Here is a 23,092-nt window from a genome sequence, read left to right on the forward strand (position 1 = left end):
GGCTGCGGCCGCTGCTCTTCTGTTTTTTCACGGGAGGGGCCGTAATGAAAACGCCCTGCTGCCCATTACATCTTTTCCCGTAAAAAGCGAAGGGGCTGTTGCCAAGAACTCCCTCAGTCACGGCTTCGCCGCGCCAGCTCCCTCACGGAGGGAGCCTGACATGACGGTAAGCTGTGAAGCCTCCATCATTGAGGGAGGTGGCATCGCGTAAGCGATGTCGGAAGGAGTTTGGCAACAGCCCTTTTCTATATTTTTAAATTTTTCAGTTCTTCTTACCAGTTAAAAACTCCGGCAGGGGCTTGCCCTGCTTGCGCCACTGATGATACTCGGCGGTGGCAGCGAACTCCACGTCACCGGCAGAGTTCAGGGCAGTCTCAACAGAGTCCTGCACCACGCCGATGATGAAGCCGACACCCACCATCTGCATGGCGACATCGTTGGAGATGCCGAACAGGGAGCAGGCCATGGGGATCAGCAGCAGGGAACCGCCGGCCACGCCGGAAGCACCGCAGGCACCCAGAGCGCTCATAGCGCTCAGCACGATGGCTGCAGGCAGAGACACCTGAATGCCCAAGGTGTTAGCAGCGGCCAGCGTCATGATGGTGATGGTGATGGCGGCACCGTCCATGTTGATGGTAGCGCCCAGCGGGATGGAGACGGAGTACATATCCTTGTCCAGACCCAGCTTTTCGCACAGGGCCATGTTCACGGGGATGTTGGCGGCGGAGCTGCGGGTGAAGAAGGCGGTCAGGCCGGACTCACGCAGGCAGCGGAACACCAGCGGATAGGGGTTGCAGCCCAGATAGATAAACATGATGAGGGGGGAGACGATGAGGGCCATGAACAGCATGGTGCCCACCAGCAGGGCCAGCAGCTTGCCGTACTGGGTAAAGATGGCAAGGCCGTTGCCGGAAACATTGGTGTAGACCAGACCCATGATGCCGAAGGGTGCCAGATTGATGATCCAGCGCACGATCTGGGAGACCGCATCGGCGGTGTTTGCCATAAAGGTCTTGGTGGTGTCAGAGCCGATCTTCTTCATGGCCACGCCGAACATGCAGGCCCAGAACAGGATGCCGATGTAGTTGCCGCTCATGATGGCACTGACGGGGTTTGCCACAAAGTTGGTGAGCAGAGTGCCCATCACTTCGCCCAGACCCTGCGGCACCACGTCCGACTGGGCAGCGTCTGCAAGCACGACCGTGACCGGGAACATAAAGCTGGTCACCACTGCGATGGCCGCAGCCAGAAAGGTGGTGAGCATGTACAGCCAGATGACCGTGCCGAAGCGGCGGTCCAGCTTGGAAGAGCCCTGTGCCAGAGCACTTGCCACGATCACGAACACCAGCACCGGGGCGATGCCCTTCAGTGCGCCAACGAACAGGCTGCCCAGTTCACCCACCCAGCCTGCACCGGGGGCCACCAGAGCCAGCACCGCACCGATGAACAGGCCGATCAGAATGCGAACGATCAGGCTGATGCCGTTGTAGCGGGCAACTGCCTTATTCAACGTTTTCATATAGACACTCCTCTTTCCTATTGTACGCCAATGGCGTACAGCTTCCTGTCTCTTACACAAGGACGGGTGTTATTATAGCACATACGGCAGAGAAATGAAAGCGTTTTCAGACATTTTTCGTTCACAAATTTGCATTCAGGTCGGTGTCCATGGGGGTCTTCCGTTGATCTGTATTTGTAGCAAGGACAGATTTGGTCATTCGCGGCTTTGTTCTCTCCGTCACCGTCGAGCGGCGCAGGGCAGAGCGAGCGGGGGCAAACAAAAAAGCCTGCGTGCGCAGTCCTGCATGGCAGGCTCTGCATCCGCAGACCGGGGCTCTTTGGGGGTGTATTCTGTTTCAACCCAGCGGCTGGGTGGGGGCAAGCTTCTGGTAGGCAAAGCGGGGCGAGCCGTCTGCCACATGGATGACACCGCAGCGGGTAAAGCCGTTCTTTTCCAGCAGATGCTGCATGATCTTGTTGTCGGCGTGGGTATCGGCACGCAGGCTCTGGCAGTGCTCCATGCTCCAGTCCAGCACTGCCGATGCCACGCCCTTGTGCTTTCCGGCCGATGCCAGACGGTGCACCGTGCCATAGGGCAGGGTATCGTCCAGCCACTGGCCGTCCTCAATGGCGGCGTAGGTGGGGTCCGCCCCCAGAATAAATGCAAATACGGCCTCGATCTGGCCGTTGACCACATAGAGGAACAACCGGTTCGAGTCGATATCCTCCTCCAGCAGTTCCTGCGGCGGGAAATCATCCCCCCACTGGGTCGGGTTGCCGGATGCCTTCATGACTGCACGTGCATGGGCGTAGATCTTCAGGATCTGGGGCAGATCCCCTCTCACTGCTCCACGAAACATTCATTCCACCTCGTCTTTTCTGCGCTGCGCTCGGTCCGGCACAGTACTTTGAGAATTGTTCTTATTGTACTACAAATTACCATAAAAATCCAGTTCCCGCACCAAAGTACCTTAAAATGCTCCAAAACGGCAAAAAGCAGGGGCTGCTGCACTTTCGGCTAAAACGATGTGCAGCAGTCCCTGCTTTTAGAGTAAGTACCTTATGCGCTGGCGCGGCCATGGCCGGTGCGCACCAGCCGGTATTCCCGCGGGCTGAGACCATACCGCTCGTGGAACAGGCGGTAGAAATAACTGGTGTTCTCGTAGCCCACCAGAGAAATGATCTGCTGGATGTTCATGTCGCTGCGGCGCAGCAGGCGGGCAGCGGTCTCCATACGGTGCTTTTGCAGCAATTCCTTATAGGTGCGTCCGGTCTGGGCACGCACGCACTCGCTGACATATGCCAGCGAAACGCCGTACTCCCGTGCCACGTTGGAAAGGCTTGCTTCGCGGTAATTCTGGGTGATCTCTTTGAGTGCCGCCTGCACCAGTGCTTCGCGGCTGACCGTTCCGGCCCTGACTTCCGGCAGGATAGGATTCGTCTGTGTCATCTGCGTTTCCTCCGTAAAGGGTGCGGCGGGCGGGGACTGGGGGATGTCGGACGCCCGCCGCACAGGGAATGGCGGCTCCTGCCGCCCTACACCTCAGATACGAACCGACGCACCGGAATATTGCAGAAAGCTAAAAAATTTTTAGTCAATTTTCGTTGTAGGAGTCAGACCCCTCTCAGTCACGCCTGACGGCGTGCCAGCTCCCCCGAAGGGGGAGCTTTATCGGCACGAACCGGTAGATGCTTAAAAGCTCCCCCTTCGGGGGAGCTGGCGAACGCAGTGAGCCTGAGAGGGTTTTCGTCTTACAGAAAAAGACCGCTTCCGCACCGGGCAGAAACGGCCTTTTTCAGGAGAAATAAAGAAAACACGAACCCTCAAAAATGAGGAAGGGAAATGCTCAGAACATGCTCTCGTCCTTATAGCGGCCGGTGCGCACGAACTGCACCCACTCGGCCACATTCACGGCGTGGTCGCCGATGCGCTCCAGATACTTAATGACCATCAGCAGGTCCAGCGCTGCGTCCACCTTGCCGGGGTCTTCGGCGATCTCCTGCGCCAGCTGATGCTTGATGGCGTTGAAGTCGTAATCCACCTCGTCGTCTGCGGCGATCACCCTGCGGGCGGCATTTTCGTCCTCTGCCGTCAGGGCATCGAGGGCATCCAGGATCATCTGGTGGGCCTTTTTGCCCATGGCAATGGCCTGACTTACCGCCGGGTCGCCCTCTTTGCGGACGGTGACAAGGTGGGGGATGATCTCGGCGATGTCGGCGGCATGGTCGCCGATGCGCTCAATGTCCGTGACCACCTTCATGGCAGTGGAGATGCGGCGCAGATCGCCTGCCACCGGCTGCTGACGCAGCAGCAACGTCATGCAGCGGTGCTCGATATCCCGCTCCATATTGTTGATGCGGGCATCCCCCTTCACGATGGCCGCAGCCGCATCGGCATCAGCAACGCAGAGCGCTTCCAGAGCGTTCTCCACGGCATCGGCAGAGTTGCGGCCCATTTCGGTCAGCGAATTTTTCAGCGATTCCAGATCGGTGTCGTACTGTTTACGGATACTCATAGCTGTTTCCTCCTTTAACCGAACCGACCGGAAATGTAGTCCTCGGTGCGTTTATCCTGCGGTGCGCTGAAGATCTGCGCCGTGGGGCCCACTTCCACCAGCTCGCCCAGCAGGAAGAAGGCGGTGCGGTCGCTGATACGGGCCGCCTGCTGCATGTTGTGGGTAACGATGACCACCGTGTAGTTTTTCTTCAGCTCACTCATCAGCTCCTCCACCTTCATGGTGGAGCCGGGGTCCAGAGCACTGGTGGGCTCGTCCATCAGCAGCACTTCGGGCTTCACTGCCAGTGCGCGTGCGATGCACAGACGCTGCTGCTGGCCGCCGGAAAGGCCCAGCGCGCTCTTTTTCAGGCGGTCCTTCACCTCGTCCCACAGGGCCGCGCCCCGCAGAGAGCTTTCCACCAGCTCGTCCAGCTCAGCCTTATTGCGCACGCCATGCAGCTTGGGGCCGTAGGTGATATTGTCGTAAATGCTCATGGGGAAGGGATTGGCCTTCTGGAACACCATGCCCACCCGGCGGCGCAGGTCTGTAAGCTGCATTTCCCGGGCAAAGATGTCCTCGCCCTTCAGCCGCACATCGCCCTCGATGCGCACATTCGGCACAAGGTCGTTCATGCGGTTGAGGGTCTTTAAAAAGGTGGACTTGCCGCAGCCGGAAGGGCCGATGAGAGCGGTGATCTCCCGCTCGCCCACGTCCAGCGAAATGCCTTTCAGCGCCTTGAAGTCGCCGTACCAGAGGTTCAGGTCTTTTGCCGATATCACCGGCACATTCGTGTTTTCCATAGAATACCTCATTGTTGAATTTCAACAGGAAGTTTACCGTTTCGACCCTTCCCGTGAAAAGGTAGATTTGAAAAATCCGCAGATTTTTCAAATCTACGAAATTAAAAATAATTTTCCGCTATTCATGGCCAGAGCGAATGCGGAGGCCATTTTGAACAGTAAAATCAAATTTTACTGTTTCTGTTTCAGCTTAGTCTTTGCCAGCCGCGCCGCAAGGTTGATGACCAGCACCAGCACCAGCAGCACCGCACCGATGCCCCATGCGGAAGCAAAATCGCCGTCCTCAAAGGCACGCAGGTACAGCAGCACCGACAGGGTAGCACCGTTGGAGGTGTAGGCTTTGGCCACGCTCTTGGCAATGACCTCTGCGGCACCGGCGGTGAAGAGCAGGGCGGCGCTTTCGCCCACGATGCGGCCCACAGCCAGAATGCAGCCGGTCACGATGCCGTCGATGCTGCAGGGCAGCACGATGGTGCGGATGATGTGCCACTTGCCTGCACCCAAGCCCATGGCACCCTCCCGGTAGCCCTGCGGCACCGTCTTGAGGGATTCCTGCGTGGTTCGGATGATGGTGGGCAGGTTCATGACCACCAGCGTGAGTGAACCGGACAGCAGACAGGTCTGGAAGCCCAGCGCCTGACTGAACACCAGCATACCCACCAGACCGTAGATGATGCTGGGGATGCCCGCCAGCGTTTCGTTGGTGAACTCAATGACCTCGATGAGCCGCCGGTTGGAGGCATACTCGGTCAGGTAGACCGCCGCGCCCACGCCCAGAGGCAGTACGATCAGTAATGTCAGCACAATGACATACAGTGTGTTGAGGATGGCAGGCAGGATGCCGTCGGTCTTTTTCAGCACACTGGCAGTGGTAGAAAGGAACTTCCAGCTGATGTGGGGGATGCCCCGCACCAGCACCATGCCGATAATACCGGCCACCAGCACCATCACCAGCACGGCACTGGCCCAGACCAGTGCGGTCATGACCCGGTTCCACATCTGACGGGAAGGCGAAAGGCCCTTATGCATCGCGGTCGCCTCCCTTCAGCACAACGTTCAGCACAACATTGATGATCATGATAAAGACGAACAGCACCAGCGCGATGCTGAACAGCGCCTGCCGCTGCAGACCGCCGGCATAGCTCATCTCCTTGGCGATGGCGGTGGTCAGGAAGGTGACGCTGCGGAAGGGGCTGTCCGGCATGTTGGGGCTGTTGCCTGCCACCATCATCACCGCCATGGCCTCACCGATGGCGCGGCCGATGCCCAGCACAATGCCTGCGGCAATGCCGCTTTTGGCTGCCGGAATGCTGATCTTGAACCATGTTTCGGTGTCGGTGGCACCCAGTGCCAGACTGCCCTGCTCATACTCCGGCGGCACGGCGTTCAGTGCCGTGACCGACACGGACACGATGCTGGGCAAGATCATGATGGAAAGCACCACGATAGCGCTCAGCAGGCAGGCACCGGAAGCCTTGCCGAAGGTCTTTGCCACGGCGGGCACCAGCACCTGCATGCCCAGCAGGCCGAACACCACGCTGGGGATGCCGGACAGCAGCTCGATGGCGGTGACCACCACGGTGCGCAGCTTGGGGTCGGCGGCCTTGGAGAGGAACACCGCCGTCAGCAGGCCGATGGGCACACCGATGATGGCAGCGCCCAGCGTGCCGTAGATGCTGGAAAGGATGAACGGCAGGATGCCGAACAGCGGCTGGGCTGCCGTGGAGGCCCACTTTGTGCCGAACAGGAATTGGAACAGGCCGATCTTGTGGATGGCCGGCACGCCGGAGATCACCATGTACACCGAGATGAGCACCACGCAGCCCACCGCCAGCATACCGCACAGGAAGAAGATGAAGTTCATCACCGCTTCCAGCCATTCGGCGGGGGTGCGGGGCAGCCGCACCCGGCTCAGATAGGATTTTTTGTTCATAGCTGAAATCCTTTATAAAAGCCGCGTCGGCCCGCAGAAACGACAGCCCGACGCGGCAGTACTCTTGTTCAGATGCGGGGCAGGCGGTTCACCGGGGAGCTTTCCCAGGCAAACCACCCGGTAATTACTCGTTCACCGGCACAGCACCTGCGGTGCGGATGAGGTCGGCAGCGTCCTTGCTGGTGGCAAAGTCCACAAAGGCCTGTGCCTGCTCCGACAGGGTCACGCTCTTGTTGGTGACGAACACGAAGGGACGCTGGATCTTGTAGCTGCCGTCCTTGACGGTGTCCTCGCTGCACTCCACACCCTCCACGGTGACCATGGCGACGGTGTCGCCCACAGCGGACAGGGAAGCGTAGCCGACGGCCAGAGGATTGGCCTCCACAGCGCTGATGACTGCGCCGGTAGCGGTCAGCTCCTGTGCGTACTTGCAGCTGTCCTTCACGTCCACGATGCTCTCAAAGCCATCGCGGGTGCCGGAACCAGCCTCGCGGCCCACCAGAACGATCTCGCCGTCGTCGCCGCCCACATCCTTCCAGTTGGTGATCTCGCCGGTGAACATCTGCTTCAGCTGGTCCACGGTCAAGTCTGCCACCTTGCTGGCCTTGTTGACAACGATGGCGATGCCGTCCAGAGCCACGGTGGTGCCGTCCACGTCGTTCTTCTCGTCGTCCTTCAGGGCGCGGGAGGACAGGCCGATGTCCAGCGTCTTATCGGTAGCACCGGTGATGCCTGCGCCGGAACCGGTGGGGTCGTAGCTGACGGTGACACCCGGCTCCACCTCGGCAAAGCCCTCGGTCAGGGCAGCGATGACGTTCTTCATAGAGGTAGAACCGCCGGTAGCCACATTGCCGGACAGGGTGCCTGCAGCGGTCTCAGCAGCGGCAGAAGAAGAGGTGGACTCCGCAGCAGAGGATGCCACAGTGGAAGAGGCTGCACCGCCGCAGGCGGTCAGAGCCATCGCTGCAGCAGCAGCGCCGCAGACAGTGATAAACGAACGACGAGTGATCTTTTTCATAACCCTTTTCCTCCAATAAATGCCGGAATGCATTTCCGGCCGATGTTTTCTTGTTTCTATGTGTTTTCCTTGGGAACGGCCTTATTGTACCGCACCGCCGTGTGCGCTGCGACCATGTACGCGCAAAATGGAGGTAAAGCTTTTGCACAGGCTCCGGCGGCTGTGTCAAGCCTGCGTAAAGCCGGCATGAAAAGCCTGTACTCAAATTTTACAAACAGGATAAATATGCCGAAAATACCATTTTCTGGCTGGGCAAAACGACAAAAAGCCCCGGGCACTCTTTCAAAGAATGCTCGGGGCAAAAGGGTCTGCGGGTCAAACCGTGGTAAGGGAAGGCAGGGTCTTGGTGGCTGCATAGCCGCCATTCTTCTTAACAAGGAACAGCGTCTCGCTGATGCCGTTGATGACGATCTTCAGCACCGCAGGCTGACCATTCCGGTAAGCTTCCTTGATTTCTGCATCGGGGAAGTTCAGCCTCAGATCTTTTTCCTCTGTGGCAAAGGGCTTGCCCAACATCGTGTCGGAGACAAAGAAAGTCCCGGCGGGGGATACCTGCTTCAGCTTTGCTGCGCCCACGGAAGCTTGGAACATGTCGCCGTACTGTCCGCCCTGCCAGCTGCCGCCGCCGGCGTCATAGCGCAGTCTCACCTTGCCGGTGATGGCACCCTTGTCCGTGCCGGATTCCGTGCCCAGATCCACATCCAGACCAAAGACCTTCACGGTGAAGGGTCCGATCTGGACCTCGTCGTCTGCCAGCTGACCGCTGCCGCCGCAGCCGACCAGCACGCCGGACAAAGAGATTGCTGCAGCCGCAGCTGCTGCGCTCTTCATAAAGGTACGCCGGGTCATTTTTTCTGCCATAATATTGCCCTCCTCTAAAAGCGTTTTTCTGTGCTTTTAGCGTACCACTTTTTGGGAGTCTGTCAACAAAAATATGGCAAAAAGGCGCTCTGTACACATAATTTGCATAGAGCGCCTTCTGCTCAGCAGTATTTTGTTCCGTCCGGGCAGTAGAACTGCACGTACTTCTGCCACTCGGTCTCGCTGATGGTGCGGCGGTAGCAGTCCACCAGGGCATCCACGGCCTGCCGGTCCGCAAAGGTACCGGCACCCGGGCAGTCCAGCACCAGAATGCGGAACCATGCATCAAACAGGTGCTCGGTGAAGCCGGTGTCCCGGGCCCCGCACCGGGAGTAAAAGCCCAGCCGCCGCGCAGCCATAGCTTCGTCCTCCGCCTTATCCGGGCATTCGGCCTCAATGAGGATGGCCTGCGCACCGCGCTCGTGCTGCGGCAGGTCGGCCAGCAGCTGCGCGCCCAGCCCTGCAGAACGGTATTCCGGCAGCACGGCAAAGTAATCCAGCTGGCTCACCCTGCTGCCTGCCGGGCGCACCATGAGCAGGTACGCCGCCAATGTTTCGCCGTCGAACACGCCCCATGTGTGGGCTGTGCCGTCCGCTTCGCTGTTCAGGATCATGCTCAGGGGCTTTAGCTCCGTGGGCGGAAAGTCCCGCCGCATTTCGTCCAGATAGACCCGCGTCAGTTCTTTTTCGTTCAGTTTCCGCCAGCTGTACACTTTGCTCATGGTTTTTCCTCCCGTATCTGCCTTTTGAACCAGTATAGCACACTCCGCGCGGGAACGCAAAAAGCCGCCGGGAGCGGCAGGCTCTGCCCTTCTCCCGGCGGCTTTTATGGGAATGCAGGAGCAACCAGTCTCCCGCACAAACTCCGTTCAGAAAGCTGTGTGCGTTACAGCATCTTCTTCAGCTCGTCGTACACGAACTGAACCTTGGTGCCGATGATCACCTGGCAAGCGTTCTTGCTGGGGCGGATGACACCGGCAGCACCAGCGGCCTTGACAGCCTTCTCGTCCACCTTGGCGTTATCCTTGACCTCAAAGCGCAGACGGGTTGCGCAGTAACCAACTTCCTTCACGTTCTCCTTGCCGCCGACAGCAGCCAGAACAGCGGAAGCGACTTCGGTATAGTTGTTGTTTGCCAGAACGACCTTCTTCTCGGCCTCTTCGTCCTCGTCCTCACGGCCGGGGGTCTTCAGGTCGAACTTGGTGATGGCAAAGTAGAACACTGCGTAGAACACCACGAAGGCTGCGATGCCCAGAGGAATGATCATCCAGGTCTTGGCAGCTGCGGGCAGGGAAGCAGAGAACACCAGGTCGGTAGCACCTGCAGAGAAGCAGAAGCCAGCACGGAAACCGGAGTAGTAGGTGATGACGGTGAAGATGCCGTACAGAGCAGCGTACACAACGTACAGGGGGAAGCACAGGAACATGAAGCCGAACTCGAAGGGCTCGGTAACGCCGCAGACGAAGGCGCAGATTGCAGCGGACAGAACCAGGCCGATGGCAGCCTTCTTGTTCTTAGCGGTCTTGACCATAGCCAGAGCAGCGCCCAGGACACCGAACATCATGCAGGGGAAGAAGCCGGACATGTACATACCAAGGCTCCAGCCCACATCAGCAGAGGTCTCGCCAGCCCAGAAGTGGCTCAGGTCGCCCAGACCGATGGTGTCGAACCAGAACACGTTGTTCAGAGCGTGGTGCAGACCGGTGGGGATGAGCAGACGGTTCAGGAAGGCGTAGATGCCGGCGCCGATGCCGCCCATGCCAGCGATGCCGTTGCCGATTGCGACCAGAGCGTCGAAGATGACGGGCCAGACGAACAGCAGAACAACGGACACCAGAATGGAGATCAGACCGGTAGCGATTGCAACGAAGCGCTTGCCGGAGAAGAATGCCAGCCAGTCAGGCAGCTGGATATCCTTGAACTTGTTGTAGCAGGCAGCGCCCACAACAGCGGCCAGAATGCCGATGAAGGAGTTGCCGGCGACCTTCTGGAAGGCGATGTAGGTAGCAGTGCCTTCTTCCAGGTGACGGACCATGCCGACCACACCGGGGTTCAGCAGCTGCTGCATCATCAGGAAGCTGACCAGACCGGCCAGACCTGCGGTGCCGTCGTTGTCTGCAAGGCCGACAGCGGCACCAATGGCAAACAGCCATGCCATGTTATCGATCAGAGCGCCGCCTGCCTTGACCAGCAGGAAGCCAACGGTATATGCTGCGCCGGAGGTTGCTGCACCGGGAACGCCCATAACGCCCGGAGCAAGGGCATAACCAAGACCCATCAGGATGCCGCAGATCGGCAGGACCGCGACGGGAAGCATCAAAGCTTTGCCCAGTTTCTGGAGATACTTCATCATAAAGCACATTCCTCCTTAAGAAATGTTTGTGTTTACAGACGCCTCTGGTTGCAGGCCGTCCATAATTCCGTAATAGAATAGTAACATATTTCCGCAAAAAAAGAAAGTCCCTTTCGCCTTTTTTCTATCAAAATGCATCAAAAGTCCTCATTTGGCAGTTTTTCAGTCGATAATTTTTGGGTTTTCCGCACAAGGGTCGTCTTTGTGTTGAAAATTCTTTTCTTTTTACGTACATTTTGCCCAAAGGCTTGCATCCCACAGCCGAATCGGGTACTATACTATTATAAAGAACATGCGCCCTCTCAGGCCGCTTCGCGTCCAGCTCTCCCAAAGGGAGAGCCCTTGGCAAAACCGCAAACTTTGCATGGACTGCCAAAGCCTCCCACTTTGGGGGAGGTGGCATTGCGCAAGCAATGACGGAGAGGGCGAGGATGCAAAATAAAAGGAGACAGCATTATGGAATGGACTGATATCCGCCTGACCGTGGCCAAGGCCGACGCCGACAACGCCGAAGCCGTTGCCACCATGATCGCCGAGGGCGGCATCTATATCGAAGACTACAGCGACATCGAACAGCAAGTGGCCGAGATCGCCCATGTGGATCTGATCGAGCAGGAGCTGCTGGACAAGCCCCGCGATACCGTTATCATCCATATGTATCTGGAGCCGGGCGCTTCCCCCGTGGAGACGCTGGCCCTCATTGCCGCCCGCATGGAAGCTGCAAACATCGCCTACACCGTGGAGACCGAGGGCGTGGAGCAGGAGGACTGGCAGAACGGCTGGCGCAAGTATTATCACCCCCTGGAGATCGGCAAACGGCTGGCCGTGGTGCCCTCGTGGCAGCAGTACGACACCGACCGGGTAAAGCTGATCCTTGACCCGGGCCTTGCCTTCGGCACCGGCGGCCACGAGACCACCAGCCTGTGCATGGAAGCGCTGGACGAGCGGGTGACCGGCGGCGAGCGGGTGCTGGACATCGGCACCGGCAGCGGCATCCTTGCCATTGCGGCGCTGAAGCTGGGCGCTGCCGTGGCCGAGGGCGTGGACATCGACCCTGTGGCGGTGCGCACCGCAGGCGAGAACGCCGCGTTGAACGGTGTGCAGGACAAGCTGACCGTGCTGGTGGGCGACCTTTCCGATAAGGCCAGCGGCAAATACGACATCATCACCGCCAACATCGTGGCCAACGCCATCCTGTCTCTGGCTCCTGCCGTGCCGGGCCTGATGGCGGAGGGTGCCACCTTTATTGCCAGCGGCATCATCGACAGCCGCAAGGACGAAGTGATCGCCGGGCTGGAAAAAGCCGGCCTTGCCGTTGTGGAAGTGAAGGAGAAGCGCGGCTGGGAGTGCATCGTCTGCAAGAAAGCGTAAGGAGATTTTATGCCGCACCGTTATTTTACCACCGAGATCTCTGACGGCACCGCCACCCTGCGCGGGGCCGATGCCCACCATCTTGCCCGCGTGATGCGCGCAAGGCTGGGCGATACTGTCATTCTATGCGACGGCAATGCCGTGGAATACACTGCCACCATCACCGGCTTTGGGGACGAGTGCGTGGAGTTCCGGGTAGAGCCGGGCTATCCCAGCGCCGCCGAACCCAGCGTGGAGGTCACTCTGCTGGCCGGCTACCCCAAGCAGGACAAGCTGGAGCAGATCATCAAGCACGGCGTGGAGCTGGGCGCAGCCCACATCGTGCCCTTCTTCAGCCGGTACTGCGTGGCGGCCCCCAAAAAAGAGGAGCAGAAGAACGAGCGCTACAACCGCATTGCGGCGGAAGCCGCCAAGCAGTGCGGCCGGGGCATTCTGCCGGATGTGGCCCTGCCGCTGGCAAACTTCGGGGCCGTGTGCCGCACCTTTGCACAGTACGACCTTGTGCTGTTCTGCTACGAGTGCGGCGGCGCGCCCCTGCGCGACCTGCTGGCCGCAGCAAAGCCCGCCGATGGTGAAAAACTGAAAATCGCCATCGTGACCGGTGCCGAGGGCGGCTTTGCCGCCGAGGAAGCCGAGATGGCTGCAAAGGCCGGTGCCAGAACGGTGGGCCTTGGCCCCCGCATCCTGCGGTGCGAGACCGCCCCGCTGGCCGTGCTTGCTTCGGTAATGACCCTGACGGGAAATCTGGAATAATGCTTTGTGCTGCCCGGCAGCGCCTGCGGGCCTTCCGGACAGCAACAAGGGGCCGCTCCCGGAAAGGAGCGGCCCCTTGTTTTTTTATTGTTCCGCTGTGCAGACGCAGGGCAGATCAGTCAATGAGACCCTTGTCCTTTGCATTCTGCCAAGTAAGGCAGACGCGCAGCTTGCTGACCGGGAAGCACGGATGGAACTTGTTGTTGTCCTCGTCGAACTTCATCAGCTCCTGCTCCACCATCCAGTGTGCAGCCTTCTGGGCATCGGTGTCGGCGGCGTCAATGTCCGCATACAGGTCCTCATCGGTCATGTTCTGCGGCTCCGGCTTGCCTGCACGCTCCCAGACCAGCTCTGCCAGCTCGATGCGGTCAGACGGCAGGGGGAGGCCCTGCATGTTCATCAGACGGTAGATGCCGGTGCCGGTCTCATAGGCACCCAGGATTACAGCGCCGCCGATGATGACACCGGGCAGGACGGGGTCCACGGGGCCCACCGGGTCCACCGGGTCTACCGGGTCCACAGGCGGCTCCACGGGGTCCACGGCTTTGTACACGGCTCTGACCGTCACGTCGCCTTTGGGCATTTCAAAGTTCGCCGTGGTATGGTCCTCCTCATTGGGGAAGCTCAGCAGGTCATTCATTTCATTCTGTACAACGCCGTTCAAGATCACGATCCCGGCCCAGCCTGCGAACTTCTGTCCATCGGGGGCTGGGTCTGCGGTCAGGGTGACCGGGGTGCCTTCGTAGATCTCGTCATTGGGGTCAACCTTAGTGTCAACGCCCCCGACCTTGATCGTTGCCGTGGCATCCTTGGCGGTCAGGGTGTAGCCGGGTGCCCGTTGGGTCAGGTAATAATAGTGCTGTGCCTTGTCATACGCCACGCGGTAGCTCTCGTTCTGGCCCTTAAGGTGCAGCTTGTTTGCATTGCCTGCGACCGTGAGCTGACGGCCTTCTTCCGGGTCGGCAACCTTGATGGTGGTTTGGGTGGTAAAGGTATCGCTGATGGTGATCTCCTTGTCGGACTCGAGGTAAATATCGCTCTCGGTCCCCTCAAACGTGGCACTCTTCAGCTCTGCGGAGGCGTTGCTGCCCTGACCGAGATAAATGCCGTATTTGCTGTTTTTGATCGTGCAGTTATCAACGACCAGCTTGCCGCCGGCCTGATCATCGTAATCCGACCCTGCCGGTTCGCCCGAAGAAATGGCAGCATTGCCGCCCGTGCAATCCACAGTGGCACCATTGACGCTCAATGTGCCGCCGTTCCATACCTTCAGTGCAGGGGACTCGTAGTTAATAGGCTCATGGTTGATATACTCGTTGGTGTTGGTATAAGTACCGCCGAAAAGGTTGGCGGTGGCGCCCGTCACAAACACATCGCAGTAGGTTCCGGTGACATCAGCATTTGTGACGTTCAGCGTTGCATTATCGGAGGCGCGCAGCGTCGGACGTTGTATGAATACCTCGACGTCCTTATTGCGGGAGTAAGAGCCGCCGACGACATCGACCCAACTGTTGTTGGTGCTCAGGACCCAGCCCGCGCCGGAGGCTGTCACATAATTGAAGGACGATTTGGGGGAATTCATGATCATAAACGTCGCGCTGTCGCTATCGTGGCAGTCGTAGGTGCCGCCATTGACGGTCACATTGGCTTTATCTGTTTCAATAGCACACTGGATGGTTTTCAGGGTGAGATCGTCAAACGTCCAGCTGCCGCCGCACAGATAGCATGCGGAGATGTCGTCACACTGCCAGTTATAGTTGCCGCCGTGAAGCACTGCGGTGCCCGTGAAGCTGTTTTCGGCATAGAAGCAACGGCTGAAGGCGAGGCCCCCCTCTGCCGTCGTGATGGTCTGCCCCTCAGCGTTGACGGTCACGCTATTGGCTCTGCGGACTGTAATAAAGTTCGCACAGTCGTCTTTATTCCCATCCTTCTTATCAAAGGTCGTATCTCCGGTGACGTTGATGACCACATCGGCGTTCTCAGCGTCGATCACGATCCCCTCTTTATAGGCACCTTCCTCTGTATCGGCATTGCTCATGGAATAAACGTTGCTGCCGCCATGCTTTGCAATGAAATCCTCGTTGATGATCTCGCCGCCGTGCAGGGAATATACCGCTGCAGGCGCATCGGAATTTTCCTGTGCGCTCACATTGCCTTCAAATTCTGTACTTTCCTCCAGAGCAAATGCGCTCACGGGAAGGACAGAGGTCATCATGCAGCCTGCAAGTACCGCACTGATGAGCCGTGTGCCAAACTTCTTCATAAAGATGACTCCTCTCTCGCTTTTTTCGTGCATGCAGGCTTTTTTCGCCTGCCCGCACGTTTTAAACATTTAAAGTATAGCACTTCTGCAACAAGGCGCAATCTTCATTCTGTACGAACCTTTTAGATACCCCCCCCCCGTTTTTTCGTGCGTTCTGTAAAAAAATGGAAGAGAAAATGCTTTCGCAGCCGCAGAAAAAACAGCCCGGAACGACCCACAGATCGTTCCGGGCTGCTGTGTCAAAAATGGTTTGGAGCGTCAGAGCTCCAGCAGAGCTTTCTTCACGTTCAAAAGGTTCTGCGGGCTCACCGAGAAGCTGCGCAGGCCCAGCTGCAAATACTGCACCGTGTTGGCCGGGTTGCCCACCGCAAGGCCGCAGATGGTCACCGGCACATTGCGCACCTTTGCGGCATCCAGCACCATAGTGATAAGCTTTTTCATGGCGCTGCTGGCCGGGCGGTAGTAGTGCTCCGCGCTGGCAAGCTCCCGGTCGGCGGCGTGGGTATACTGGGTCAGGTCGTTGGTGCCGACCACAAGAAAATCGACCCCGTGCTCTACAAATTCCTCAGCGGTCAGGCAGGCAGCGGGTACGCTGAGCATCACGCCGAACTTTGTATCTTCGTTGAACGCCACGCCGCGCTCCCGCAGGTGCTCGCGGCAGCGCTCCACCACACGCATGGCTGCGTCCCAGTCCTCCACATTCGTCACCATGGGGAACATCACCCGCAGCGGGCCGCGGGCGGCGGCGCGCAGCAGCGCACAGAGCTGCGTCTCGAACTGGTGGGGCTGGCGCAGACTGTTGCGGATGCCCCGCAGGCCAAGCTTGGAAGACTGCAGGCCCTGATAGGCGTCGGAAATGGTGCGGTCTGAGCCAAAGTCGAAGGTGCGCACCGTTACCGGGCAGCCCTTGGCGGCAGCAAGACAGGAGCAGTAGAAGAAATACTGTTCCTGCTCGTCCAGAATGCGGCCCGGCAGCATCATGTAGCCGGTGCGCAGCAGGCCCACGCCCTGTGCACCGGACTGCATGGCCGTGTCGATGTCCTCCGGCCCAAAGCAGTTGGCCAGCAGCTCAAAGGGCTGGCCGTCCTTTGTCCTGCTGGGCAGAGCATGCAGCTGCCCCATCTCTTCGTTCTCCCGCTGCAGCTCGCAGATGCGGGTCTCGGCCTGCTGGCGGGCGGCAGCGTCCGGGTCCAGCGTGCACTGGCCCCCGGTGGCATCCAGAATCACGGTGCGGCCGTCGCAGTCGTCCAGAAAATCCCGGCCCACCTGCACGATGCCCGGGATATTCATTGCCCGGGCAATGATGGCCGCGTGGCTCTGGCCGCTGCCCTCTGCCGTGATGATGCCTAAAATCATGCCGGAGGGCACGCTGAACAGGTCGGTGGGCATCAGCCGCTCTGCCGCAAGGATCACCGGGTGATCCAGCGCCAGCCACATGCGAGGGCGGTTGGTGATGATGTTGATGACCCGGCGGCTTGCGTCGAGGATATCCACACTGCGCAGCTGCATGTAAGGGTTGTCCTTCATGTTGGCCAGCTGGTCGGCGTAGCGCTGGCCCACCTGATTCATAGCCGCTGCCGCGCCAATGCCTGCATTGATGCAGAAGCGCACCTCGTTCATCATGCCCTCGTCGTCCAGCATCATGCTCTGGAACTGGAAGATGGCCTGCTCGCTGGGTGCGGCACGGTCTGCCATGGATTCCAGCTCGTCCTGCGCCGTGCGGATGGCATCGGTGAGCAGCTGCAGCTCCCGGGACGGTTTAAAGGGGCCCACGGTCGTGGTCTCCACATGGTGCTCCAGACGGCTCACCTGCCCCAGCACAAGGCCGGGAGAAGCGCAGGAACCTTTATACACTTTCATGTTCGGTCACCTCCGGCAAAAGCTCGGCTTCCGGCGTGGTCAGGGTGCGCCAGACCAGCGCCTGCAAAAAGGTATTGGGCAGCAGCGCGGCCAGTGCGGCCCGCGCCGCATCGGCACTGCCCTCAAACAGCGGTGCAAAGCTCTGCATCCGTGCCTGATCGCACTTTGCAAGGAATGCATCGCACAAAGTATGGGTGGTGTAGTAATGGGCCGGGTCCACACCGGCATCTTCCGCGGCGGCTTCCAGCGGGGCAAGGTCGGCATCCTTCATCTTGGCCAGCAGCAGGGCCGCATCCGCCGTCAGAGTGACCGGGTATTTCTCCCGCACGGCCTTTTGCACCCGCTCAAATTTTGCGTGGAACGCAGCAGCGTCCGCGCAGCTCTGGGCATCACAGGAGACAGCATAGGCACACCCCCGCAGATATCCCATAGCGCGGCGGGTATCATAGTAGCCCAGCTCGATGTTGCGGCGGGCGGTGTCGGGGTCAAAGTGCAGGATATCGCCCAGCTCCCAGTAGCTGCGCACCATCACGGTGGGCAGGCCGGTGAGGTTGGGGCGGGTGATGCCCACGCCTTCCAGATCGACGCACACCAGTTCATCCGCGCCCATGCGTTTGGCAAGACCGGTGGGCATGTTGTCGCTGTAGCCGCCATCCAGAAACTTGACCCCGTCGATCTCCCGCGCACGCAGCGCCGGGAAGCAGGCAGCGGAGGCCATCAGGTAGTCCTTGACCTTTCCTGCCGGGATCTCGTCCAGCGTCAGCTCCCGGGGCTTTAAGCCCCGCTGCTCCACCGTAACAAGGCCAAAGCGGATGGGAGCCGCGCGCAGGGCATCCTCGTCCAGAACCCGTTCCACGATCTCTTCCAGCGGGGTCACATCCATGCCGCCGGCTTTCACCACGCTGCGCAGGAACTGGTGCAGGGCCGAAAGGTCGGCATCCTCCTCCGGCAGCTCCATCACATCCTTGCTGCGGATGGCCAGCCACATATCGCGGGCCGTCTCGTACTGGTCCAGCACGAACATGGCACCGTTCAGGCTGCCAACGCTGGTGCCGGTAATGATCTGCGGGTGCCAGTCCAGCTCCATCAGCGCGCGCCACACACCCACCTGATAGCTGCCCCTGGCTCCGCCGCCCGCCAGCACCAGAGCTTTGCACGGCGCACTGCGATCATCCATTGCATCCGCCTCCTTTGATCGTTTCCGGTTTTGTTCAGATTATAGCATATTTCCAGAGAAATTTCTTCCGTTTTTTGTAAATTGATGCCTTTCTCCCGGCAAAGAAACATGGTATACTTGTCAGGATTTCAAAAGGAGGCATTCTAATGCACTGCAAGCAATGGATCTTTGATATGGACGGCACCCTGACCGACAGCATGACCGTGGTGTGGGAGGGTGCCCCCGACGCACTGCTGCGCCGCTATGGCCGCACCCCGCGGGGGGATCTGCGCGCCACACTGCTGAACATGGGAATGCAGGAGGGCGCACAGTATCTGATCCGGGAGTACGGCCTGCCGCTGACCGAGGAAAGCTATTTTTCCGTGATGCGCGAGGTGATCGCCGAATTGTACGAGACCGTGGAGCTGAAACCCGGCGTGCGCACGATGCTGGCAAAGCTGCAGGCCGAGGGCGCACGCATGTGCATCTGCTCCAACACCTGGGCCGAACAGTGCCGCACCGTGCTTACCCGGCTGGGCATCGCGCAGTATTTCTCCTTCATCGTGGAAGCGCAGGGCGTGCTGCACAAAAGCCGCCCGGAGGTGTTCTTTGAGTGCATGAGCCGTCTGGGCGGTGCAGACCCCGCCGCCTGCGCCGTGTGCGAGGATGCCGTATACGCCGCCGCCACCGCCCACAAGGCCGGGTATTACGTCATTGGCATCGCAGACCGCACCTCTGCCGCCGACGAGCCGGAGATGCGCCGCATCTGCAGCCAGTTCGTGCCCCGGTGGGATGCGCTGGACTGGACACGTGTGTAATAAAAAAGGGCCGCAGCGTGCGGTTCTTTTCTTTATCTGATCCTTCTTTGCTCTTGCATTTTGTGCGCAAGAAGAGTATGATATTATAAATAGGACTGCCCCAAAGGGGAAGTGTCCTCATTTGTAAGAATACACTCTGTGATTTTTAATATAAAGGTATAATATCCGTAAAGAGGAGACCTTCCGTCATGAACAACCCACTCGTCAGCATTATCGTGCCTGTGTACAACGTGCAGAATAGTGTTGCCCGCTGTCTGGAGAGCATTTGTGCCCAGACATGGAAGGATATCGAGGTCATTCTGGTCAACGACGGGTCCCGGGACGAAAGCTTTTCCATCTGTGAGCAATTCCGTGAAAAGGACCCCCGCATCGTTCTGGTGGACAAATCCAATTCCGGTGTGTCGGAGACCCGCAACTGCGGCATGTCCCTTGCAAGGGGCAAGTATGTGCAGTTTGTGGACAGCGACGATTATCTCGACCCTGATTTTACCGAGCGGCTGGTGACTGCTGCCGAAGCGAACAACGCCGATCTGGTCATTGCACCTTACTGGATGGTGATTCCCGCCAACTCTTCCAAGGCCACGCAGGCACTGGAAAACCTGCAGGAGAACCTTGGCATCGATACCGAGAAAAAGCCTGATGATATCCGTGAATACGGCTTCCTGCCCGAGGGCATCTACGACCGCGATACCTTTGCCCTGCGCCTGATGGAGAAGCCCGCATCCTTCTTCTACAGCGTGCTGTGGAACAAGCTCTACCGCCGGGATATTCTGGCAGACCATCATCTTCAGTTCACCAGCGAGGTGCGCTGGGCCGAAGACCTGGTTTTCAACCTGGAATACATTTTGTACGCCAATGTTTTCGTATCCATTTCCAAAGCGGGCTACCACTATGTGCAGAACCCCCAGAGCATCTGCCACACCCAGATCAATCTGGCTTCCATCGTGCAGAACAAACTGCAGGTGTTCCGCTATTACAAGGAGCTGTACACAAAGCTGGGCCTGTACGATCAGGTGCAGCCGCAGCTGTATAAATTCCTGACCGCGTTCTCCGAGAACGCCTATCCCTCCGGTTCTCCCCAGAAGATCATCATGGACATGGCCAACCACTGGGGCTTTGGTGTTCTGGATGCTTCCGACAAGGAAAAGAAACACAAAACCGAACCCGATGCCTGACCTCCGGGCACGAAAAAAAGAGCCGTGAAAGCGGCTCTTTTTTGTTTGCCATTTTACCGGTCGATCCAGCTGCGGAAGGCTTCGCGCACTGCGCCCTCCCGTCCGCGCGGGATGGGGATGCGCGCACCGCTGCACATCTGCAGCTCGCCCGCCGTCAGCAGCTGTGCCGCCGCCAGATTGACCACATAGGAGCGGTGCGGCTGCAAAAAACGCCCGTCTTCCAGCAGCGGCTTTGCTACCTCGGCAAAGGACACCCGCAGCGAAAGGGACACCACATCCTCGCCGCTGAGCAGATGGAAGTGCACCACATGGTGGGTGCACTCCAGATATTCGATCTGCGCATAGGCCAGCGCCCGCAGGCCTTCGGCGGTGGCAACGGTCATTGCCGGGCCGTACTCCGGCTCGGTGGCGCGGGCAAGCAGGGCCGAAAGCTCCTGCTGGTGCACCGGCAGAAGCAGATACTGCATGGCATCCACCCGGAAAGCACTGTAGGCGTGGGCCGGTGTGCGGGCCGCAAAGGCCAGCGGAGCCCTGCGGCCCCGGCGGCGCAGCTCCACAGCCGCCGAAAGCCCTGCCGGGGCCGCTACAGCGCCCAGCTCGATGAGATACAGGTCAAACCGTTCTCCCTCGGTGTCCCGGCGCAGCAGCGCATCTGCATCCGGCAGCTGCTGCACGATGCACGCATCCTGCCGCCGGGCAAAATATTCCATGCACTGGCGTTCCAGCCCGCTGCGCAAGGCCGCGTCCGGGCTGCATACCGCAATGTGAAATACCATCTCACATTCTCCTTTCCGCCAGCCGCCCGCCTTGATTTTTGCGCAGGGCTGGAGTATGATAAATAAAACTTTGCTGCATCGAAAAAAGAAAAAACGGAGGGACCCGCCATGCCGCAGCCGCTTGTCAGCGTTATTGTGCCCGCCTATAACGCGGCGGGCTTCATCTCCCGCTGTGTGGAGAGCATCACATCCCAGAGCTACCCGGAGCTTGAGATCCTTCTGCTGAACGACGGCTCCACCGACGACACCCTTGCTGTCTGCCGGAAGCTTGCTGCCGCCGACAGCCGCATCCGTGTGGTGGACAAGCCCAACACCGGCGCAGCAGACACCCGCAGCTGCGGCCTTGCCCTTGCCCACGGCGAATACATCCAGTTTGCGGACAGCGACGATCACCTGCTGCCGGGCTGCACCGCAAACCTGGTGGCTGCTATGCAGCGCAGCCATGCCGACCTTGTGCTGGCTCCCTACCGGATGATGGTGCCCCGCAAGGATGGCGGCTATGACACCCGGGAGTACAGCCTGCTGCCCGCCGGGGTGTACAACAAGGTGGATTACCTGTGGCAGCTCACCGGCAATGCCGCTGCCTTTTACTACGGCGTGCTCTGGAACAAGCTCTACCGCCGGGATCTCATCCAGATGGCGCACATCCGGTTCGAGCATGTGGTATACGCCGAGGACCAGCTGTTCAACACCCGGTATCTGCAGGTGGCACAGCGGTTTGCCGCCATCGACGAAGCCGCCTACTGCTACATCCAGAACCCGCAGAGCGTATGCCATACGCAGGTGAGCGCGGCGGACATGCTGCGCCACCGCAGCCGGATGTACCACACCTACAAGGAACTGTGCATCCAGCTGGGCGTGTACGATAAATTCCGCCTGCGGCTGCACGGCATCTATCTGAGCCTGTTTGAAAGCCCTCTGCCCAACGGCCCGGTGCAGAAGCTTTCCGACGCATTTGCCCGCACCCACAGCCGCATCTGAGAAAAGGAGAACCTATGGAATTTCCCCTTGTAAGCATCATCGTGCCCATGTACAACACTGCCGGGTGCATTGCCCGCTGTGTCAAAAGCATTTGCGCTCAGACTTATAAAAGCATTGAGATCCTGCTGCTGAACGATGGCTCCACCGACGACACCCTTGCCGTCTGCCGCGCCCTTGCCGCCAGCGACCACCGCATTGCACTGGTGGATAAAACCAACACCGGCGCAGCGGATACCCGCAATCAGGGCATTGCGCTGGCCCACGGCAAATACATCCAGTTTGTGGACAGCGACGACTGGCTGGCCCCCGATTTTACGGAAAAGCTGGTCTCCGCCGCCGAGGCCCACACCGCCGATCTTGTGATCGCGCCCTTCTGGATGGTGTACCCGGAAAACTATGTGGAGCACATCCGCCCATGGGAAAAGGCGCTGCAGCATGTGCTCCAGCGCAATCCGCCCCGCACCCGGGCCTATGGCTATCTGCCTGCCGGGGTGTACACCGGACAGGAGTACGCAAAGCATCTGATCCAGAAGCCGAACACCTTCTACTATGGCAGCCCCTGCAACAAGCTCTACCGCCGTGACCTCCTGCGGAAGCACAGCCTCCATTTCCGCAAAGAATTGTTTGCGGAGGATCAGCTGTTCAACACCGAATATCTGCGCTATGTGCGCACCGCCGTTTCCATCCCGGACATCGGCTATTACTACCTGCAGAACAGCCAGAGCGTCTCCCACTCCAGAGTGACCACCGCCGACATCCTTTCGCTGCGGCGGCGGGTGATGCTCCTGTACCGGGACATCTACACCGAACTTGGCATCTACCCGGAAACGCGGGCGGCCATCCTGCGTTCGCCCTTTGGCGAAAACGAGTTCACTCTTCCGCCGCTGGACACCCCACAAACGCACTGCTGCAAGCTGTGACCCTATAAAAAGCACCCGGCTGCCGCCGAGAGCCGCTCTGGCTCCTGCACGGCTCC

21 protein-coding genes and 1 pseudogene are annotated in these 23,092 nt (G+C 59.3%); 7 read left to right on the forward strand and 15 right to left on the reverse strand.

The features are described from left to right. Positions 1–211, forward strand: a 211-nt coding sequence (locus WMO17_RS01165; RefSeq protein ID WP_349137303.1) for a hypothetical protein, incomplete at its 5' end; no start/stop codon positions are given. A 51-nt stretch (positions 212–262) separates the two neighbouring features. On the opposite strand, the gene sstT is transcribed toward WMO17_RS01165, so the two are convergent. The 11 genes from sstT to WMO17_RS01220 all read right to left on the reverse strand — a co-directional run bounded on the left by sstT (position 263) and on the right by WMO17_RS01220 (position 10,963). Next, positions 263–1,510: a serine/threonine transporter SstT gene (sstT, locus tag WMO17_RS01170; protein WP_349137372.1), complete on the reverse strand. Its 1,248-nt coding sequence runs from the start codon at positions 1,508–1,510 to the stop codon at positions 263–265. A gap of 346 nt (positions 1,511–1,856) precedes the next feature. Continuing rightward, positions 1,857–2,360, reverse strand: a complete 504-nt coding sequence (locus tag WMO17_RS01175) for a GNAT family N-acetyltransferase (protein ID WP_349137304.1) — start codon at positions 2,358–2,360, stop codon at positions 1,857–1,859. A gap of 200 nt (positions 2,361–2,560) precedes the next feature. Continuing rightward, entirely contained in the window at positions 2,561–2,950 is a 390-nt protein-coding gene (locus WMO17_RS01180) for a helix-turn-helix transcriptional regulator (protein WP_044953911.1), read from the reverse strand. A 397-nt stretch (positions 2,951–3,347) separates the two neighbouring features. Continuing rightward, positions 3,348–4,016, reverse strand: a complete 669-nt coding sequence (gene phoU, locus WMO17_RS01185; RefSeq protein ID WP_005943704.1) for a phosphate signaling complex protein PhoU — start codon at positions 4,014–4,016, stop codon at positions 3,348–3,350. 14 nt (positions 4,017–4,030) lie between these two features. Next, positions 4,031–4,798 (reverse strand): phosphate ABC transporter ATP-binding protein PstB, encoded by a 768-nt coding sequence (pstB, locus tag WMO17_RS01190; protein ID WP_005943706.1) that lies wholly within the window; start codon positions 4,796–4,798, stop codon positions 4,031–4,033. Positions 4,799–4,969: 171 nt separating this feature from the next. Continuing rightward, entirely contained in the window at positions 4,970–5,827 is an 858-nt protein-coding gene (gene pstA / locus WMO17_RS01195) for a phosphate ABC transporter permease PstA (RefSeq protein WP_349137305.1), read from the reverse strand. Beyond that, on the reverse strand, positions 5,820–6,731 hold the full coding sequence (gene pstC / locus WMO17_RS01200) for a phosphate ABC transporter permease subunit PstC (RefSeq protein ID WP_349137306.1): 912 nt from the start codon (positions 6,729–6,731) through the stop codon (positions 5,820–5,822). Before pstC ends, pstA begins: the two co-directional genes overlap by 8 nt. A gap of 124 nt (positions 6,732–6,855) precedes the next feature. Next, entirely contained in the window at positions 6,856–7,749 is an 894-nt protein-coding gene (locus WMO17_RS01205; protein WP_082210864.1) for a phosphate ABC transporter substrate-binding protein, read from the reverse strand. Positions 7,750–8,064: 315 nt separating this feature from the next. Further along, positions 8,065–8,610: a twin-arginine translocation signal domain-containing protein gene (locus tag WMO17_RS01210; protein WP_349137307.1), complete on the reverse strand. Its 546-nt coding sequence runs from the start codon at positions 8,608–8,610 to the stop codon at positions 8,065–8,067. 122 nt (positions 8,611–8,732) lie between these two features. Beyond that, positions 8,733–9,332 (reverse strand): GNAT family N-acetyltransferase, encoded by a 600-nt coding sequence (locus WMO17_RS01215; protein ID WP_349137308.1) that lies wholly within the window; start codon positions 9,330–9,332, stop codon positions 8,733–8,735. A gap of 164 nt (positions 9,333–9,496) precedes the next feature. Next, positions 9,497–10,963, reverse strand: a complete 1,467-nt coding sequence (locus WMO17_RS01220) for a PTS transporter subunit EIIC (protein WP_249235354.1) — start codon at positions 10,961–10,963, stop codon at positions 9,497–9,499. Between the two features lie 456 nt (positions 10,964–11,419). On the opposite strand from WMO17_RS01220, the gene prmA reads away from it, so the two are divergent. Both prmA and WMO17_RS01230 read left to right on the forward strand, forming a co-directional pair. Continuing rightward, complete coding sequence (prmA, locus tag WMO17_RS01225) at positions 11,420–12,334, forward strand: 50S ribosomal protein L11 methyltransferase (RefSeq protein ID WP_005943732.1); 915 nt, start codon at positions 11,420–11,422, stop codon at positions 12,332–12,334. Between the two features lie 9 nt (positions 12,335–12,343). After that, entirely contained in the window at positions 12,344–13,087 is a 744-nt protein-coding gene (locus WMO17_RS01230; RefSeq protein ID WP_349137309.1) for an RsmE family RNA methyltransferase, read from the forward strand. A 115-nt stretch (positions 13,088–13,202) separates the two neighbouring features. Here WMO17_RS01230 and WMO17_RS01235 read toward each other — a convergent pair whose 3' ends face one another. The 3 genes from WMO17_RS01235 to WMO17_RS01245 all read right to left on the reverse strand — a co-directional run bounded on the left by WMO17_RS01235 (position 13,203) and on the right by WMO17_RS01245 (position 18,387). Continuing rightward, entirely contained in the window at positions 13,203–15,350 is a 2,148-nt protein-coding gene (locus WMO17_RS01235; protein WP_349137310.1) for a hypothetical protein, read from the reverse strand. 258 nt (positions 15,351–15,608) lie between these two features. Then, positions 15,609–17,210, reverse strand: a complete 1,602-nt coding sequence (locus tag WMO17_RS01240) for a phosphoenolpyruvate--protein phosphotransferase (protein WP_154260083.1) — start codon at positions 17,208–17,210, stop codon at positions 15,609–15,611. Beyond that, positions 17,197–18,387, reverse strand: coding sequence for a patatin-like phospholipase family protein (locus WMO17_RS01245; protein ID WP_097781136.1), 1,191 nt, complete (start codon positions 18,385–18,387; stop codon positions 17,197–17,199). The genes WMO17_RS01240 and WMO17_RS01245 overlap by 14 nt, the downstream gene beginning before the upstream one ends. 146 nt (positions 18,388–18,533) lie before the next feature. Between WMO17_RS01245 and WMO17_RS01250 the strand changes: the two genes are divergently transcribed. Together WMO17_RS01250 and WMO17_RS01255 are read left to right on the forward strand one after the other, a co-directional pair. Further along, the gene (locus WMO17_RS01250; protein ID WP_097781135.1) at positions 18,534–19,184 is read left to right on the forward strand and encodes an HAD family hydrolase; all 651 of its coding nucleotides are present in this window, start codon (positions 18,534–18,536) and stop codon (positions 19,182–19,184) included. Positions 19,185–19,372: 188 nt separating this feature from the next. Next, on the forward strand, positions 19,373–20,359 hold the full coding sequence (locus WMO17_RS01255) for a glycosyltransferase (RefSeq protein WP_154260086.1): 987 nt from the start codon (positions 19,373–19,375) through the stop codon (positions 20,357–20,359). A 53-nt stretch (positions 20,360–20,412) separates the two neighbouring features. Here the strand turns inward: WMO17_RS01255 and WMO17_RS01260 are convergent, their stop codons facing one another. Continuing rightward, the gene (locus WMO17_RS01260) at positions 20,413–21,135 is read right to left on the reverse strand and encodes a LytR/AlgR family response regulator transcription factor (protein ID WP_349137311.1); all 723 of its coding nucleotides are present in this window, start codon (positions 21,133–21,135) and stop codon (positions 20,413–20,415) included. 99 nt (positions 21,136–21,234) lie between these two features. Between WMO17_RS01260 and WMO17_RS01265 the strand changes: the two are divergent. After that, positions 21,235–22,116, forward strand: a pseudogene (locus tag WMO17_RS01265) (glycosyltransferase family 2 protein); the annotation flags it as partial. Positions 22,117–22,130: 14 nt separating this feature from the next. Then, a complete protein-coding gene (locus WMO17_RS01270) occupies positions 22,131–23,036 on the forward strand; it encodes a glycosyltransferase family 2 protein (protein ID WP_118527567.1) in 906 nt (301 codons plus the stop codon). The last annotated feature ends 56 nt before the right edge of the window (positions 23,037–23,092 follow it).

The organism is Faecalibacterium faecis (genome assembly GCF_040096475.1).
GTDB lineage: Bacteria > Bacillota > Clostridia > Oscillospirales > Ruminococcaceae > Faecalibacterium > Faecalibacterium taiwanense.